The sequence below is a fragment of the Stappia sp. ICDLI1TA098 genome (genome assembly GCF_054880955.1).
Map to the genome: position 1 here is coordinate 329,155 of NZ_JBTZBT010000001.1, position 15,260 is coordinate 344,414.

The 15,260-nt window shown below is 66.6% G+C and carries 16 protein-coding genes; 8 read left to right on the top strand and 8 right to left on the bottom strand.

All coding sequences use genetic code 11. The features are described from left to right. Positions 1-13: 13 nt before the first annotated feature. From ACSLUQ_RS01465 to ACSLUQ_RS01485, 5 genes are all read right to left on the bottom strand, one after another. Positions 14-1,195, bottom strand: a complete 1,182-nt coding sequence (locus ACSLUQ_RS01465; protein WP_417771106.1) for an ABC transporter substrate-binding protein — start codon at positions 1,193-1,195, stop codon at positions 14-16. Positions 1,196-1,299: 104 nt separating this feature from the next. After that, entirely contained in the window at positions 1,300-2,535 is a 1,236-nt protein-coding gene (locus ACSLUQ_RS01470; RefSeq protein WP_461807503.1) for a flavin-dependent oxidoreductase, read from the bottom strand. Further along, entirely contained in the window at positions 2,532-2,999 is a 468-nt protein-coding gene (locus tag ACSLUQ_RS01475) for a cupin domain-containing protein (protein ID WP_417771104.1), read from the bottom strand. Before ACSLUQ_RS01475 ends, ACSLUQ_RS01470 begins: the two co-directional genes overlap by 4 nt. A gap of 150 nt (positions 3,000-3,149) precedes the next feature. Further along, positions 3,150-3,992: an alpha/beta hydrolase gene (locus ACSLUQ_RS01480; RefSeq protein ID WP_461807504.1), complete on the bottom strand. Its 843-nt coding sequence runs from the start codon at positions 3,990-3,992 to the stop codon at positions 3,150-3,152. Between the two features lie 173 nt (positions 3,993-4,165). After that, entirely contained in the window at positions 4,166-4,606 is a 441-nt protein-coding gene (locus ACSLUQ_RS01485; RefSeq protein ID WP_417771102.1) for a cupin domain-containing protein, read from the bottom strand. Positions 4,607-4,785: 179 nt separating this feature from the next. Here ACSLUQ_RS01485 and ACSLUQ_RS01490 point away from each other — a divergent pair, with 179 nt between their 5' ends. The 7 genes from ACSLUQ_RS01490 (at position 4,786) to arsH (ending at position 10,193) form a co-directional block, all read left to right on the top strand. Further along, positions 4,786-5,781 (top strand): AraC family transcriptional regulator, encoded by a 996-nt coding sequence (locus ACSLUQ_RS01490; protein WP_417771101.1) that lies wholly within the window; start codon positions 4,786-4,788, stop codon positions 5,779-5,781. A 93-nt stretch (positions 5,782-5,874) separates the two neighbouring features. Further along, positions 5,875-7,053 carry a BaiN/RdsA family NAD(P)/FAD-dependent oxidoreductase gene (locus ACSLUQ_RS01495; RefSeq protein WP_461807505.1) on the top strand — a complete coding sequence of 393 codons (1,179 nt, stop codon included), beginning with the start codon at positions 5,875-5,877 and terminating at the stop codon, positions 7,051-7,053. 95 nt (positions 7,054-7,148) lie between these two features. After that, the gene (locus ACSLUQ_RS01500) at positions 7,149-7,481 is read left to right on the top strand and encodes an ArsR/SmtB family transcription factor (protein ID WP_461807506.1); all 333 of its coding nucleotides are present in this window, start codon (positions 7,149-7,151) and stop codon (positions 7,479-7,481) included. 8 nt (positions 7,482-7,489) lie between these two features. Further along, the gene (locus tag ACSLUQ_RS01505; RefSeq protein WP_461807507.1) at positions 7,490-8,002 is read left to right on the top strand and encodes an arsenate reductase ArsC; all 513 of its coding nucleotides are present in this window, start codon (positions 7,490-7,492) and stop codon (positions 8,000-8,002) included. A 16-nt stretch (positions 8,003-8,018) separates the two neighbouring features. Beyond that, positions 8,019-9,071 carry an ACR3 family arsenite efflux transporter gene (gene arsB / locus ACSLUQ_RS01510; RefSeq protein WP_461807508.1) on the top strand — a complete coding sequence of 351 codons (1,053 nt, stop codon included), beginning with the start codon at positions 8,019-8,021 and terminating at the stop codon, positions 9,069-9,071. Next, entirely contained in the window at positions 9,068-9,487 is a 420-nt protein-coding gene (locus tag ACSLUQ_RS01515; RefSeq protein ID WP_461807509.1) for an arsenate reductase family protein, read from the top strand. The genes arsB and ACSLUQ_RS01515 overlap by 4 nt, the downstream gene beginning before the upstream one ends. Beyond that, entirely contained in the window at positions 9,480-10,193 is a 714-nt protein-coding gene (arsH, locus tag ACSLUQ_RS01520) for an arsenical resistance protein ArsH (RefSeq protein ID WP_461807510.1), read from the top strand. Before ACSLUQ_RS01515 ends, arsH begins: the two co-directional genes overlap by 8 nt. Before the next feature lie 60 nt (positions 10,194-10,253). Here arsH and bla read toward each other — a convergent pair whose 3' ends face one another. Further along, positions 10,254-11,141 (bottom strand): class A beta-lactamase, encoded by an 888-nt coding sequence (gene bla, locus ACSLUQ_RS01525; RefSeq protein WP_461807511.1) that lies wholly within the window; start codon positions 11,139-11,141, stop codon positions 10,254-10,256. Positions 11,142-11,310: 169 nt separating this feature from the next. On the opposite strand from bla, the gene ACSLUQ_RS01530 reads away from it, so the two are divergent. Continuing rightward, entirely contained in the window at positions 11,311-12,210 is a 900-nt protein-coding gene (locus tag ACSLUQ_RS01530) for a LysR family transcriptional regulator (protein ID WP_461807512.1), read from the top strand. A 58-nt stretch (positions 12,211-12,268) separates the two neighbouring features. Here the strand turns inward: ACSLUQ_RS01530 and ACSLUQ_RS01535 are convergent, their stop codons facing one another. Together ACSLUQ_RS01535 and ACSLUQ_RS01540 are read right to left on the bottom strand one after the other, a co-directional pair. Beyond that, positions 12,269-13,657: a M20 family metallopeptidase gene (locus tag ACSLUQ_RS01535; protein ID WP_417771093.1), complete on the bottom strand. Its 1,389-nt coding sequence runs from the start codon at positions 13,655-13,657 to the stop codon at positions 12,269-12,271. A gap of 2 nt (positions 13,658-13,659) precedes the next feature. Further along, positions 13,660-15,249 (bottom strand): gamma-glutamyltransferase, encoded by a 1,590-nt coding sequence (locus ACSLUQ_RS01540; protein WP_461807513.1) that lies wholly within the window; start codon positions 15,247-15,249, stop codon positions 13,660-13,662. Between the last annotated feature and the right edge of the window lie 11 nt (positions 15,250-15,260).

The following is a 15,260-nucleotide window of genomic DNA, read 5'->3' on the forward strand; positions in this document are numbered from 1 at the left end:
GAAGGGATGCGTCTTACATCTTGCAGTCCTGGTGGAAGCTGTCCTCGTAGTCCTTGACCACGGTGCGCACCGTCGTCGTCCAGTACTTGCCATCGTCGCGCTTGGCGACCTTCAGCATGTGGAAGTCCTGGATCGGATAGTGGTTGTTGCTGAAGGAGAAGCTGCCCCGGACGGAGGTGAAGTCTGCCGCCTCGAGCGCCTTGCGCATGGCGTCCTTGTCCTGGGTATTGCCGCCGGTCTTTTTCAGAGCGCTGCCGATCAGCATGGCGGCGTCATAGGACTGGGCGGCGAAGGAGCCGGGGACGTAGCCGTATTTCTCCTCGAAGGCGGAGACGAAGGCCGTGTTGGTCTCGGACTTCATGTCGGGCGCCCACGAGCCAGCCGACAGGAAGCCGAGGGCGGCGTCCTGCTGGCCCGGCAGCGTGGATTCATCGGTGGTGAAGACCGACAGGAACTTCAGCTTGTCGGACAGGCCGGCTGCGTCGAACTGCTTGACCAGCCGCACCCCCATGCCGCCCGGCATGAATGTGAACAGCGCATCCGCGCCCGACGTGGCGATCCGCGCCAGCTCGGGCGAGAAGTCCTGATGACCCAGCGGCGTGAACATCTCGTCCACCAGCTTGCCCTTGAGGGTCTGCTTGAAGCCCTGAACGTTGTCGCGACCCGCCTGATAGTTCGGCACCATGGCGATGACGTTCTCGAAGCCTTCCTCGTTGGCGATCATGCCGCTGACTTCGGCGGGCTGGTTGTTCTGATAGGAGGTGACGAAGAAATAGGGGTTGCAGTTGCGTCCGGCGAAGGTCGAGGGGCCGGCGTTCGGGCTGATCAGGAAGGTCTTCGACTGCACGACCGGCTTGAAGATCGCCTGCAGCATGTTCGAGAACACCGTGCCGACGACGAAGTCGACGTGCTCGCGCTCGAGCAGCGACCGCGCCTTGAGCAGCGCCACATCCGGCTTCAGCTCGTCATCCTCGACGATGAGCTGCACCGCCTGGCCGCCGAGTTTGCCGTCGTTCTGGTCCAGCGCGAGCTGGAAGCCGTCGACGATCTGCTGGCCGAGTGCCGCGGGCGGGCCCGACAGCGTGACCACCATGCCGATCTTGATATCCTGCGCCAGCGCCGCCGAAGTGGCGAGAGCGCCGAGCGCGACGCCGGCCGCCAGGCCAGCGAGTTTGCGTGTCCATCTGGATGTCATGTCATTCCCCTCTGCGTGCCCCGTATCGGGGTCGGATTTTCTCAAGATTGCCGCCCCGGAAGCAGTCGTGCACCCGCGGCAGGCGGTGTCGTGCGGGTCTCCCGTCAGCCCGTCTTTCTGGCGGCGAAGCCCGCCATCTTTGCATAGCCCTCGACGATGGCCTTGCGTTCCTCGTGGCTCAGCACATCGTCGATGTTGGCGAAGCGGCGCGGGCTGATCCGCTCCACTTCGTCGATGACCCGCTCCGGGCCACCCTTGCGGTTGGTGCGCACCACCTCCGCCGTCTTCGGCAGCCGTTCCTGCTCATAGCGGTAGAGCGCCTCGCGCGGGTGCTCGGCTGCGGCCATGTGGTCGGCCAGACAGCGCGCGTCCAGGATCGCCTGGGCCGCGCCATTGGAGCCGACCGGATACATCGGGTGCGCGGCATCACCCAGCAGCGTCACCCGCCCGTGTGTCCAGCGCGGCAGCGGATCACGGTCCGCCATCGGGTATTCGAAGATCGTGCCGCTGGCGCGCACCAGGGCCTCGATGTCGAAGCCCGGCACGGTGAAGCGGCGCGCGTGGGGCAGCACCCTGGAAAGCGGCGCCTGCTTGGACCAGCTTTCGGGCGGTGGCGGCGAAACCGAGCCGTCTGCGACGCGGACATTGACGACCCAGTTCATCAGCTGCATGCCGTCCCTGGCCGGGGCGATGGGATAGAGCACCAGCTTGGCGCCCAGCCCGCCGGCGATCGCCATGGTCTCGCCGTCCTCCCACACGGGCCACTCGGCCGCGCCGCGCCACATCACCACGCCGGCCCAGCTCGGCGGTCCCTCATCGGGATAGAACCGCCGCCGGCCCGTGCTGTGGATGCCGTCGGCGCAGATGAGCACTTCGCCGCGCAGGGTGCGCGAGGAGAGCCCGTCGGTCGCGTCGGCGAAATGCGCCGTGACCCCGGCCTCATCCTGCACGAAGCCGGAAAGCTTCAGGCCGGTCAGCACCGCCTCGGGCCCCATCCGCTCGATCACCGCGTCGTAGAGCACCTTCTGTAGCCGCCCCCGGTGGATCGAGAACTGCGGATGCTTGTGGCCCGCGTGCATGCCACGCAGCTCACGCCAGACCTCCTGGCCGTTGCGGGTGAGATAGCGCAGCTCGCGCGTGCGCAAGCCGACCTCGTCGAGCCGGGGAAGGAGGCCCAGTTCGGCCAGTTCGGCGATGGAGTGGGGCAGGGTGTTGATGCCGACCCCAACCTCGCGCACCTCGGGGGCCTGTTCGACCACCTGGGCGCGGATGCCGCGTTGATGCAGCATCAAGGCGGTGGCCAGGCCGCCGACGCCCGCGCCTGCGATCAGGATCGTCATTGCGCCGCCTCGCTGTCTTCGGGCGGCAGGAAGTCGATGGCGTGGGCGGCGGAAACCGCGACGATCTCGGCCGGGTCGGCATCGGGGCCCATGTTGTGCAGGGCCCAGAACAGGTCATAGAGCTGTGCCGCCGGCGTCACCCAGAACAGTGTCTTGAGGGTGCTGTCGGACTTGTTGAAGATCCCGTGCGGCACGCCGCGCGGCAGCTTGACCAGGTCGCCGGGCTCGCCGATCAGCTCCTCGCCGTCCAGCAGGAAGGTGAAACGCCCTTCGAGGATATAAAGAAACTCGTCCTGGTCGGGATGAATGTGCGGCGGCACGAAGGTGCCCGGCGGAAAGGTTGCGTGCCAGGAGAAACACTCCTCGGTCATCTGCTTGGGCACGTAGGTCTGGCCGAGGATGTTCCAGCGGATCTGGTCGAGGCTATCGCGGGATTTCACGATTCCAGGCGCCATTGCGGTCATGGTCTGTCCTTTCTTGCGGCACCGCCGATGAAGCGCGGTGCGGATCTTGCGGCACCGCTGATGAAGCGCGGTGCGGATCTTGCGGCATCGCCGATGACGGGCGTTGCGGATTTTCCGGCATGGCCGGCGATCCGTGCTGCGGATGTGCGCTCAGGCGTCGCCGACGAAGGCGGCGGTGATCGCGGAGGCCGGATCCTTGAGATCCTCAAGCACGGAAAAATGATTGTGATCGCCATCGACGCGGCAGGTGGTCGGAACGTCGAGCCCGCTCCAGATCTCGGCCATGAGCCGTGCCTGGCGGATGAATTCGGGCCGCTCGCCGCCGCCAACCCAGCAGGTCAGGGGGGCCGCCAGTCCGGGCTCGGCCAACACGGCGCTTTCGGCGCGCGCCTCGGCAAGGTCCAGATGCAGCGTGTCGTTCATCTTCGTGTGCAGCAGCGGGCGCAGGTCGTGCAGGCCGCTGATCGACAGGGTGTGGACGATCCGCGCGCGCACATCCGCCTCGAGCGGGCTGTCGGTGCACAGCATCCTCGTCACCAGATGGCCGCCAGCGGAATGGCCGGACAGGCGGATCGGACCGGCGACCCGCGCGGCGGCACTGGCGATGGCGCGGCCGATCTGGGCGGTGATATCGGAGATCCGGGCTTCCGGCGTCAGCGTGTAGGTCGGCAGGCAGACCGCCCAGCCCCTGGCGCGGGCGCCCTCGGCGAAGTCGGTCCAGAAAGACTTGTCGAGCCGCATCCAGTAGCCGCCGTGCACGAAGATGGCGAGCCCGCGCGCCGGTCCCTCCGGCCAGACGATGTCATAGGTTTCGCGCGGATGCGTGCCATAGGCGATATCCAGATCGAGCCGGTGGCCGCCGGCCTGCATCCGGGCGCGGTAGTCGGCCGCGCGCGCCGACCAGAAGCCGGGAAGTTCATGCGAGTTCTCGACGTGCGCCATGTTGGCGAAGGCGTCGTCCCAATCTCGGGCGGGAGGCAAAAGGGTCTTCATTGGTCCTGTCCGGTGTTGCTGTGCCCTCGTACAGGTCTTGGACGGCGTGAGGCGGTCGGGCCGCCTGGCGCACCCCTGTCCTTTCGGGCACACGGGTCCCGTGGCCGGCGCGCATGCGACGCGCCGGCGGGGCGGGTGTCCGGTCCTGTCGTTTCAGAAAAAGGCGAGAGGGCTCAGCCCGCGTCCGGCGGCGGCAGGAAGTCGACCTCATGCAGCGCGGACAGGCGCACGAGCTCGGCCGGCTCCTTCACGCCGTCCAGCGCGATGAACAGGTCATAGAGCTTGCGCGATGGTGCGACGCCGAAGACACAATGCGCCGGCTTGCCCGACCGGTTGAAGATCCCGTGGGCGATGCCGCGCGGCATTTTCACCGTGTCGCCAGGGCCGGCGTGGAAGGTCTCGTCCGGGAACTCGATCTCGAGATTGCCGTCGAGCATATAGATCCACTCGTCCTGGGTCGGGTGGATGTGGTGCGGCACGAAGGTTCCGTCGGGGATCGTGGCGTGCCAGACAAAGGCATCCTCGTTCCAAAGCTTGGGCACATAGGTGTGCCCCACCACGTTCCAGGAATGTTGGTTGAGACCGGTGTCGGCCTTGGTTACCCCAAGATCCATGTCGCACGCTCCGTTCTGGTAGGCTGTTGTTGTCTGTTCCCAGCCAGAGCCTGCCCCGAAACGGGGAAAACCCTTATCCAAAAAACGAACGCCTGTTGCCGGGAAATATTTTAGACTTGAAATAAAATGCGGTTCTTGCGTTCATCACGTCCGGAGAGCCTGAATCCACGGGGGAGGCCATGACCGCCGAACGGACACCGCCGGCCAGGGAGTATTTCGCCAGCCATCCGGTCCTGCGCACCAGCGATCTGGATGAGGCGCGGCATCGCATTGGCCAGAAGTTCTGCGATCATCGGCTGGATGTGCACAGCCGTAGGGCAAACCTGTCGGTGCGCCACAACGCGGTGCGGGGACTCAACCTGTCGGTCAACTACCTCGCCTATGGGCCGGAGGTGACCGTTGATCCGGGCCTGCTGGGGTCGTTCTACCTGTTCCACGTTCCTCTGGCGGGCATGGCCCGCGTGCACCATCGGTGCGAGGAAATGACCGCGACGCCGTCCACGGCGGCGATCCTCAATCCCGACCGCGCGGCGCGGCTGCACTGGGGAGAGGACTGCAGCAAGCTCCTGATCCAGATCGATCGGTCGCATCTTGAGGCGGTGGCGCAGGCGCTCGTCGGTGCGCCGCTGCCCGGCCCGATCCGCTTCGACATGAAGGTCGACCTGACCTCACCGCAGGGCCAGCGCCTGCGCCGCGTTGTCGCCGCCTGTGTCGAGGCGGTCGAGAGTGGGCATCTGTTCCAGCGGCCGCTGCATGGCGGCGACCTGCGCGCCGAACACGACCTGGCTCACGCGCTGCTGACCCTGCAGCGCAGCAACATCTCGCATATCATCGAGCGTTCGGACCGGCAGGCCAGGCCGAAGGAGATCCGCCTGGCGCTCGACTACATCCACGCCAACCTTTCCGAGCCGATCACGCTGGCCGACATCGCCATGGCGGCCGGGATGAACGTGCGCACGTTGCAAAAAGGGTTTCAGCGGGTCTTCGGCCTGTCGCCGATGCAGGTGCTGCGCAACGCCCGGCTGGACATGGCGCACTACCAGCTGATGGCGCATCAAAATGCCCCCGGCGTGACCGAAACCGCCTATTCTTGCGGCTTTTCGCATCTCGGGCGCTTCTCGCGCGACTACAAGGACCGCTTTGGTCATTCCCCAAGCGAAAGACGCCGGAGCTGACACCCTGTCGAATGACGGCGCACGCGCGGGCGATTGACTTCGTTCGCTGGGCGCGAAACAAGGGCCGTCAGGCTTGAAGGGGTGCCTGGTGGCATGAAGCAGTTCGATGTCTTGATCGTGGGCGCGGGTGCGGCCGGGTTGATGTGCGCCGCGGTCGCGGGCGGCCGCGGGCGCAAGGTCCTGCTCATCGACCATGCCAAGGCACCGGGCGAAAAGATCCGCATCTCCGGCGGCGGGCGATGCAACTTCACCAACGTCGATGCGGGCCCCAAAAATTACATTTCCCGGAATCCGCATTTCTTCAAATCGGCGCTGTCGCGTTTCACGCCTTCGGATTTCCTGAGCCTGGTCGAGCGGTACGGTATTGCCTGGCATGAGAAGACACTCGGTCAGCTCTTCTGCGATGGCTCCGCGCGTCAGATCATCGACATGCTTCTCGAGGAGTGCCGCGCCGGGGGCGTGGAAATGCGTCTTGAGACGGCGGTTCAGGATATTGCGAAACGCGACGGCGGCTTTGCGGTTCGCACCAGCGGCGGGATGGTCGCAGCGACGTCGGTGGTGATTGCAACCGGCGGCAAGTCGATCCCCAAGATGGGGGCGACCGGTTTTGCCTACGAGGTGGCCGCACAATTCGGCATCGACCTTGTCGAGCAGCGCGCCGGGCTGGTGCCGTTCACGCTGGATCCGGATACGCTGGCTGCGATTGCCCCGCTTGCGGGCATTGGCGTTCCGGCGGAAATCCGCTGCGGCAAGGTTCGCTTTCGCGAGGCGCTGCTTTTCACCCACCGCGGGCTTTCGGGTCCGGCCGTGCTGCAAATATCGTCCTATTGGCGACCGGGCGAGGAGATTGCCGTCAGATTGTTGCCTGACGTCGACCTGGCGGAAAAGCTGCTTGAGGGAAAACGCGGCAATCCGCGCCAGTCCCCCGCGACTTTGCTTGCCGTTTTTCTGCCGAAGAAATTGGCGCAGTTTTTCACCGAGAAGTCGGGCCTGACCGGTGCGGTGGGCGACCTCACCGACAAGGCCTTGCGCTCGCTTGCGGCCAGCATTCAGGACTGGCGGTTAAAGCCGTCGGGCACCGAAGGCTATCGCACGGCGGAAGTGACGCTTGGCGGCATCGACACCGCGGCGCTTTCCTCCAAGACCATGGAGGCGCGCGACGTGGCCGGGCTCTATTTCATCGGCGAATGCGTCGATGTGACGGGCTGGCTTGGCGGCTACAATTTCCAGTGGGCCTGGGCGTCGGCCCATGCGGCGGGACAGGCGGTTTAGACTGTCAGAGGCCGGAAAGATGGAACGCGGGCGTATGCCCGGGCTCCGCCGCATGTGTCTTGCGTTTGACATGACATTTCGATATTACATGAAATATGGAAAAGAAAAATGCCCTCGCCTCGCTGGCCGCGCTCGCGCATGACATGCGTCTCGACATCTTCCGCCTTCTGGTAAAGGCGGGGGAGGACGGGGTCGCGGCCGGGGAGATCGCCGTCGCGCTGGGCACGCGGGCCAACACGCTCTCCAACAACCTGGGCGTCCTGTCGTCGGCCGGGCTGATCCGCTCGGTGCGGGAAGGGCGCTCGATCCGCTATTTCGCCGAGATGGAGGGGATGCGGGCGCTGCTTGCCTTCCTCATGGAGGATTGCTGTGGCGGCCGACCTGAACTGTGCCGTTCCCTTCTCGACGAAATTGCCTGTACCTGCTGAGGTTCGTCATGTCGCAGCCCTACAACGTGCTTTTTCTCTGCACGGGCAATTCCGCCCGCTCGATCCTTGCCGAGGCGATCATGAACCGGGAAGGGGGTGCGCGCTTCAAGGCGTTCTCCGCCGGATCAAGGCCGAAGGGGGAGGTGCTCCCCGGAACGATCCGGCTGCTTACGCATCTGGACTACGACGTGTCTGATGCACGCTCCAAGGGGTGGGAAGAGTTTTCCGGGGAGCACGCGCCCCGGATGGACTTCGTTTTCACCGTTTGCGACCAGGCCGCAGCGGAGGAGTGCCCCGTCTGGCCCGGGCAGCCGATGAGCGCACATTGGGGTGTGGCCGATCCCGCAGCGGCGAAGGGAACAGAGGCCGAGGTGAATCTCGCCTTCGCGGAAGCCTACAGGCTGCTTCGCAACCGGATCCTCGCGTTCATCAGTCTTCCTGTGGAATCTCTCGATCAGATCTCGCTTCAGCGCAGTGTCGAAGAGATCGGTCGGGATCGCTCTCCGACACTCGACAACTGATACCCAGGAACATGTCATGACCGATACCTGTGCCGCCAAACCCGGCGTGCTCGGCGCCTTCGAGCGCTATCTGACGCTGTGGGTCGCCCTTGCGATGATCGGCGGGATCGCGATTGGCGCTGTTGCGCCCGCGCTCGTCCAGGCGATTGCCGCCGCCGAGGTCGCCTCCATCAATCTCGTCGTCGCGGTGCTGATCTGGGCGATGGTCTATCCGATGATGGTCAGCGTCGATTTTGCAGCCGTCGCCGGCGTGGCGCGCCAGCCAAGGGGGCTGTTTCTCACCCTCGCGGTGAACTGGCTGATCAAGCCTTTCACCATGGCCTTTCTGGCTGTCCTGTTCTTCGACCATGTCTTCGCGCCCTGGATCGCGCCGCAGGACGCGGCGCAATACACCGCCGGGCTGATCCTGCTCGGCGCAGCCCCCTGCACCGCCATGGTCTTCGTCTGGTCTCAGCTGACCCGGGGCGATGCCACCTACACGCTGGTGCAGGTCTCGGTGAACGATCTGGTGATGGTCGTTGCCTTTGCGCCCATCGTCGCGTTGCTGCTCGGCGTCACCGAGATCGCGGTTCCCTGGCAGACGCTGCTGCTTGCCACCGCGCTTTATGTCGCGCTGCCGCTCGCGGCGGGTCTGGCGACGCGCAAGCTGCTCGGCTCGCCTGCCGCGATCGCGCAATTCACCAGCCGGGTGAAGCCGCTGTCGGCGATGGGGCTGGTCGCGACGGTCGCCATCCTCTTCGGACTGCAGGGCGAGGTGATCCTCACGCGGCCGCTGGTGATCGCGCTGATCGCGGCGCCGATCCTGATCCAGAGCTACGGCATCTTCGCCATCGCCTACGGCGCGGCCTTCGCGCTGAAGGTGCCGCATCGCATCGCGGCTCCCTGCGCGATGATCGGCACCTCGAACTTCTTCGAACTCGCCGTCGCGGTCGCCATCAGCCTCTTTGGCCTCCACTCCGGCGCCGCCCTTGCCACCGTCGTCGGCGTGCTTGTCGAGGTGCCGGTGATGCTCTCGCTGGTGGCCTTTGCCAACCGCACCCGCGCGCATTTTCCCGAGGCCGAGACATGATCGTCATTCACCACAATCCCGACTGCGGCACCTCCCGCAACGTGCTCGAGATCATCCGCAAGGCGGGCGAGGAGCCTGTCGTCATCGACTACCTGCGCGAGGGCTGGACACGGCCGCAGTTGCTGGCGCTTTTCGCGGCGGCGGGACTGACGCCGCGCACGGCGCTGCGGACCACGAAGTCGCCGGCGGCCGAGCTTGGCCTGTTGGGCGAGGATGTCCCGCAGGAGACCATCCTTGCGGCCATGCTGGAGCATCCGGTGTTGGTCAACCGGCCCCTGGTCGCCTCGCCGAAGGGCGTGCGCCTCTGCCGGCCGTCGGAGGCGGTGCTCGACCTGCTGCTGCGCCTGCCCGACGGCCCGCTCTTCAAGGAAGACGGCCAGATGATCGTGAACGAGAGGGGCGAGCGGGTTGGCTGAGGGTCCCGACGTCCGGCCGGAAGGCTTCCGCGAGATCTCGGCCGAAGCCCTCTTTCCGGCGGTGCGCTCCACCCATCCGCCGCGCATCCTGATCCTCTTCGGCTCGCTGCGGGAGCGCAGTTTTTCGCGCTTTTGCGCCGAGGAGGCGGCGCGCATCCTGGTGCGCTTCGGAGCGGAAGTCCGGATGTTCGACCCGCAGGGACTGCCCCTGGTCGATTCGGTCGAGCCCGACCACCCGAAGGTGGCGGAACTGCGCGAGCTCGTCACCTGGAGCGAGGGCATGGTCTGGTCGTCACCCGAGCGCCACGGGGCGATGACCGGTCTGATGAAAACCCAGATCGACTGGATCCCGCTATCGCTTGGCGGCGTGCGGCCGACACAGGGAAAGACGCTTGCGGTAATGCAGGTGTGCGGCGGCAGCCAGAGCTTCAACACGGTCAACCAGTTGCGCATCCTCGGGCGCTGGATGCGTCTGCTGACGATCCCGAACCAGTCGTCCGTGGCGAAAGCCTGGGACGAGTTCGACGAGAGCGGGCGGATGAAGCCTTCGCCCTACTACGACCGGATTGTCGACGTGATGGAAGAGCTGGTGAAGTTCACGCTTCTGACGCGCGATGTCCGCGAGCATCTCGTGGACCGATATTCCGAACGGGTCGAAAGCCGCGCGGAGCTGTCGCGTCGGGTCAATCAGGCCAAGGCGACCTGAGCCGGGGACGGGGCTGGCGGAATGCCCGCCTGCCCCAGGTCCCTTGCGCCGGCGTTCGGCTCAGCGCGCGCCGATTTCTTCGACCATCGCCTTGCCGATCTCGGCGATCGCGGCGTTGCGCGTGTCGAAATCCGCGCTGCTGCCGGTCAGATAGATCGCCGCCAGATAGGGCGTGCGATGCGGCGGTCGGATGACGGCAATGATCGCGCGGCTGCCGTTGGCGCCGGCGCCGGTCTTGTCGCCGATGGTCCAGCCTTCGGGCAGGTGCTTGCGGATCAGCGCATCGGCGACCTTGTCGGCGATCATCCAGTCCTCGAGCTGTCGCCGGGAGGCATCGGACAACGCATCGCCGAAGATCAGCGTTTCCAGCGAGGCAAGAACGGCCTTCGGAGAGGTCGTGTCACGCTCGTCGCCCGGCACGGCGGCGTTGAGGCTCGGCTCGTTGCGGTCGAGGCGGGTGGTCGGATCGCCGATCTCGCGCAGGAAGGCTGTCAGCCCCTCCGGGCCGCCGAGGCTGGCAAGCAGCAGGTTGGCGGCGGTGTTGTCGCTGAGCGTGATCGTTGCCTCGCACAGTTCGCCGACGGTCATGCTGCCGCCCGCCCGCTTTTCCGTTACCGGCGAGTAGGTGACGAGCGCTTCCGGCCCGTAGCTGACGCGGCGGTCGAGTTGTTCCTCGCCCGCATCGACACGGGCAAGGACCGCGCCGCACAGAAGGACCTTGAAGGTGCTCGCCATGGGAAAGCGCTCGTCCGCGCGGATGCTGGCGAGCGGCGCCGGGCTGCCTTCGCCGCGCAGTTCCACGCCGATGCGACCTCCCAGCTTTGCCTCGAGCCGGGCGACGGTGTCTGTCACCGTCCCGGCGCGGGCGCTCGCCGGCAACGCCAGCGCGGCCGCCAGCGCCAGGGTCGCCGCGGCCAGCACGGAACGGGTGGGGGAGAAGGGTCTCATGTCGCTGCCTTTCCGAAGGTCGCCACCCGTCCTGTCAGCGGACGGGTGGTTGAGATTTTCTAATGTATTTCGGTTGGTGCGGCGTTCCGGAATGCCTGGTTGTCTTGCTATATTGCGCGGCCCCCTCGCGGCAAACGACAAATCTTTGCCTGTCTCATAAGGTCTTCTAATGGCAACGGATCGCCCCAATCTCCCGCTGAACGGCCTGCGCGCCTTCGAGGTCGCTGCCCGACAGGGCAGCTTCACCCAGGCGGCAATCGAGCTGCGGGTCACCCAGGCCGCTGTCAGCCAGCAGGTTCTGCGGCTGGAGGATCTGCTCGGCGTGCGTCTTTTTACCCGTACGTCCTCCGGGCTCGTGCTGACGGACGAGGGGCTGGCATTGCGTCCGGTGTTGACACGCAGCTTCGACGAAATGGGCGATGTGCTCGACCGGTTCCTTGGCGGGCGCTACCGCGAGACGCTGCATCTGGGTGTGGTCACGACCTTCGCCGCAGGCTGGCTCCAGGAGCGACTGCCGGCCTTCGAGGCGGCGCATCCGGGCATCAGCATCCGCATCTTCACGAACAACAATCGCATCGACATCGCCCGCGAAGGGCTGCATGTGGCGATCCGCTTCGGCGACGGACAGTGGCCCGGGCTCTTCGCGACGCCGCTGCTCGAGGCGCCGCTGACACCGCTCTGCGCGCCGCAATTTGCGGACAGCCTGCGTGTCCCGGGCGATCTTGGCGCACAGGTGCTCTTTCGCTCCTACCGGGCGGATGAGTGGCGGCTCTGGTTCGAGGCGGCCGGTGGGGCGGCTCCCGATCTGCACGGGCCGGTTCTCGACAGCTCGCTTGCCATGGCCGACATGGCGGAGGCAGGGCTGGGCGTGGGGCTGCTGCCGGCCGTGATGTTCGCCCGCCGGCTGGGTCAGGGGCGGCTGGTGCGTCCCTTTGCGGCGGAGGTCGCGGTCGGGCGTTACTGGCTGACGCGCCCGCGAAGCAAGGCGCCAACGCCGGCCATGCGGCTGCTGGAGGCCTGGCTTTGCGAGGAATGCGCGAAGCTCTCCGCCGGGCCGGAGGCGGCATGAAAAAGGGCCGGCGGGATTTCCCGGCCGGCCCTTCGGTGTTGCGGTGGTCGAGGCGGCCTCAGGCCGTCTTGCGCGCGCCAATGTCGTAGAACAGGCCCGCCATCAGCATCAGTGCCTGGCGGCAGGTGTCCTTGATGACATGCTCGTTGGGGGCATGCTGCGAGCAGCCGCGATAGGAATGGGGAACCCAGACGGTCGGCAGCCCGAGGATCTCGCTGAACGTGTCGTTGGGCAGCGAGCCCGCGAGGTTCGGCAGGATGTGGGGCGGCTTGCCGGCGGTTTCCTCGAGCGACTTGGCGACGAAGGTCACCCAGGGCGCGTCAGGGTCGAGGCGGGTTGCCTTGAAGAACACGCGGTCGGCGGGCGTCACCTCGACGTTCCCGAAGCCGTGCTTGTCCAGATGACGGCGCAGCGATGGCAGGATGTCGTCCGGCTCCGTACCCACCACGTAGCGCAGCTGGCAGGTGGCCCGGGCCCAGCCGGAGATGGCGTTGACCGGGGCTTCCGGCACGCCGCTCTTCATGGCGAGAACGGCGAAGGAGTTCCAGCCGAACACGCGCTCGGTCGGGCTGAGGCTTTCCTCGCCCCAGTCCTCGTCGATGGAGGGGCCGGTCTCGCCGGTGATCGGCAGGTCCTTCAGCGCGGCGCGAATGTCCGGCGTCAGGCTGGTCGGGCGCCACTCGGGGATCTGGATCTGGCCGCGCTTGTCGACGATGCAGCCAATGGCATGGGCGAGCACCGTTGCCGGATCGGCCAGCAGGCCGCCCCAGTTGCCGGAGTGATGAGCGCCGTCACGGAAATTCACGACGAGGTCGAAGTTCACGCCGCCGCGCGAACCCATGAACATGGTCGGCGTGTCGGGCTGCAGGCGCGGACCATCGGAGGCGATCAGCACGTCGGCGGCGAGCAGGTCGCCGTGCGTGCGGCAGAACTCGGCAAGACCGGCGGAGCCCGTCTCCTCGGACATCTCGATCAGCACCTTGACGTTGAAGCCGAGCTTGCCGTCGCGCTCTTTCAGCACCGCGGCGAGGGCCGAGATGTTGATCAGGTGCTGGCCCTTGTTGTCGGCGGTGCCGCGACCGTAGAGCCTGTCGCCCTCCTCGACCAGCGTGAACGGACCGAGACCCTCGCGCCACTGGTCGGTCTGGGCGCGGATGACGTCGCCGTGGCCGTAGGTCAGAACGGTCTCGTAGGCGGGATCTTCGATCCGCTGGCCGACGAGCAACGGCCCGCCGCGCGGGTCGGTGTTCTCGAAAATCTCGCAGGCAAAGCCGAGGCTCTCCAGCCAGGGCTTCATCGCCTCGTCGAGATACCGCGCGAGTTCGGCCTTCTGGTCCGGGTTCTGGCTCTCGGTCTCGAAGGCGACGAGACGGGCGAGGTCGTTCTTGAAGGTGCCATCGTCGAAATAGGTTTCTGCCCGTTCGACGGCTCCAGCTCTCGACACCATGCTCAGGTCCTTTCGGTTTCGTGCACTGCGTCGCCCCAGGGCGACATGATTTCGGTTGCGCCCATGTTCTCGCCGTCCTCGCGCAGGACGGCCGCCGGGCAGGCAAAGGCGTAGGGGAAGGAGGTCCGCTTTGTCGTCACGACGGCGTGCTCTGCGGCAAGCGCGTCGATCACCGCGGCCGGCAGCATCTCGTCGGCGACGATCGTCGGCCCGCCGGAAACGTCGATGCGCGGATGGTGGAAGGCCTCTTCCAGGCTCATTCCATGGTCCATCATGAAGGAGGCGATCTGGCCGACGGCGGAAACGATCTTGCGTCCGCCAGAGGCGCCGAGGGCGAAGCGGCGGGCGCCCTTGTCGGGCGCGGTCTCGCCGATCACCGGGCAGACGTTCATCAGGCAGCGCTTGCCCGGGGCGAGGGAGTTCGGCTTGCCCTGCTCGGGGTCGAACCACATGATGCCGTTGTTCATGAGCAGACCGGTGGAAGGCGAGACGACCCGCGCGCCGAAGATCGACAGCAGCGTCTGCGTCATCGCCACCATGTTGCCGTGCCGGTCGACGACCGAGAAATGTGTGGTGCAGGCTGGCGCGGCGGGCGACTCGCCGTCTCCCATGCCCGACAGGCGGCGCCGGTAGGCCTTGTTCAGGGCCTTCGCATAGGCGGCGAAGCTCCGCGCGTCGGCGGTCTCGCCCGGCGTGAAGCTCTCCGACAGCCCGTTCAGCATGTCGGCGAGCGTCGGACCGGCGGTGAGGCCCGGCATGGCGAAGACGCGGCCGCCGCGATAGGCGATCTCGAGCGGGTCCTCGATGACGGCGCTGTAGCTGGCAAGGTCGTCCATCGACATGGCGCTGCCCTTGGCGCGCAGGTCCTTGATCATGGCGGCGGCGACATCGCCCTCATAGAAGTCGCGCGGGCCGGCCTCGGCGAGCCGTGCGATGGTGTCTGCCATGGCGCTCATGTCGATGCGCTTGTCTGAGAGCGCCGTCCAGCCGGCGATGGTCGGCCACTGGCCATCCTCGAGGAAGAGGGCGGCGGCATCGGGATCGCACGCCAGGGAGCGGGTCGCGGAGGCGATGATCAGGGCCGCGTACCAGTCGACATGCAGGCCGTCGCGGGCGAGCGTCTCGGCCGGCTTCAGCAGCTCGGCCCACGTCATGCGCCCGAAGCGGGCGTGCGCCTGGCCGATGCCGTCGACGGTGCCGGGCACCGCCACCGCTGAGGCGCCCTCGATGTTGCGGTTGTCCTTGACCGATTTCCAGGGAAACAGGTCGCTGGCGGTGCCGTTTTCACAGAGCGGATAGTCGGCCGGGTCGAGGGCAGCGGGGGAACGCATGCCGTAGTTGACGGCATAGGCCCGGCCTTCGTCCTGGCGCCAGATCATCATCGCGCCACCGCCGGCCGGGCCGCTCATCCAGGGCTCGACGACGCCCATGGCGAAGGAAACGGCGGTTGCCGCGTCGATGGCGTCGCCACCGGCGGCGAGGATGTCGGCCCCGGCCTCGGCGGCATGGCGGTGCTGGGCCGCGACGACGCCGTGGCGTGAGCGCAGGACAGTCTTTGAAATCTGCTGGGTTCTGGAGAAGCTGTTTGTCACGGCGGTTGTCT

Coding starts and splice junctions, on each gene's coding strand:
- ACSLUQ_RS01535 (WP_417771093.1), bottom strand. CDS start 13,657: ATGGTGTCGAGAGCTGGAGCCGTCGAACGGGCAGAAACCTATTTCGAC.
- ACSLUQ_RS01485 (WP_417771102.1), bottom strand. CDS start 4,606: ATGGATCTTGGGGTAACCAAGGCCGACACCGGTCTCAACCAACATTCC.
- ACSLUQ_RS01515 (WP_461807509.1), top strand. CDS start 9,068: ATGATCGTCATTCACCACAATCCCGACTGCGGCACCTCCCGCAACGTG.
- ACSLUQ_RS01530 (WP_461807512.1), top strand. CDS start 11,311: ATGGCAACGGATCGCCCCAATCTCCCGCTGAACGGCCTGCGCGCCTTC.
- arsB (WP_461807508.1), top strand. CDS start 8,019: ATGACCGATACCTGTGCCGCCAAACCCGGCGTGCTCGGCGCCTTCGAG.
- ACSLUQ_RS01480 (WP_461807504.1), bottom strand. CDS start 3,992: ATGAAGACCCTTTTGCCTCCCGCCCGAGATTGGGACGACGCCTTCGCC.
- bla (WP_461807511.1), bottom strand. CDS start 11,141: ATGAGACCCTTCTCCCCCACCCGTTCCGTGCTGGCCGCGGCGACCCTG.
- ACSLUQ_RS01500 (WP_461807506.1), top strand. CDS start 7,149: ATGGAAAAGAAAAATGCCCTCGCCTCGCTGGCCGCGCTCGCGCATGAC.
- ACSLUQ_RS01490 (WP_417771101.1), top strand. CDS start 4,786: ATGACCGCCGAACGGACACCGCCGGCCAGGGAGTATTTCGCCAGCCAT.
- ACSLUQ_RS01465 (WP_417771106.1), bottom strand. CDS start 1,195: ATGACATCCAGATGGACACGCAAACTCGCTGGCCTGGCGGCCGGCGTC.
- ACSLUQ_RS01505 (WP_461807507.1), top strand. CDS start 7,490: ATGTCGCAGCCCTACAACGTGCTTTTTCTCTGCACGGGCAATTCCGCC.
- ACSLUQ_RS01470 (WP_461807503.1), bottom strand. CDS start 2,535: ATGACGATCCTGATCGCAGGCGCGGGCGTCGGCGGCCTGGCCACCGCC.
- ACSLUQ_RS01475 (WP_417771104.1), bottom strand. CDS start 2,999: ATGACCGCAATGGCGCCTGGAATCGTGAAATCCCGCGATAGCCTCGAC.
- ACSLUQ_RS01495 (WP_461807505.1), top strand. CDS start 5,875: ATGAAGCAGTTCGATGTCTTGATCGTGGGCGCGGGTGCGGCCGGGTTG.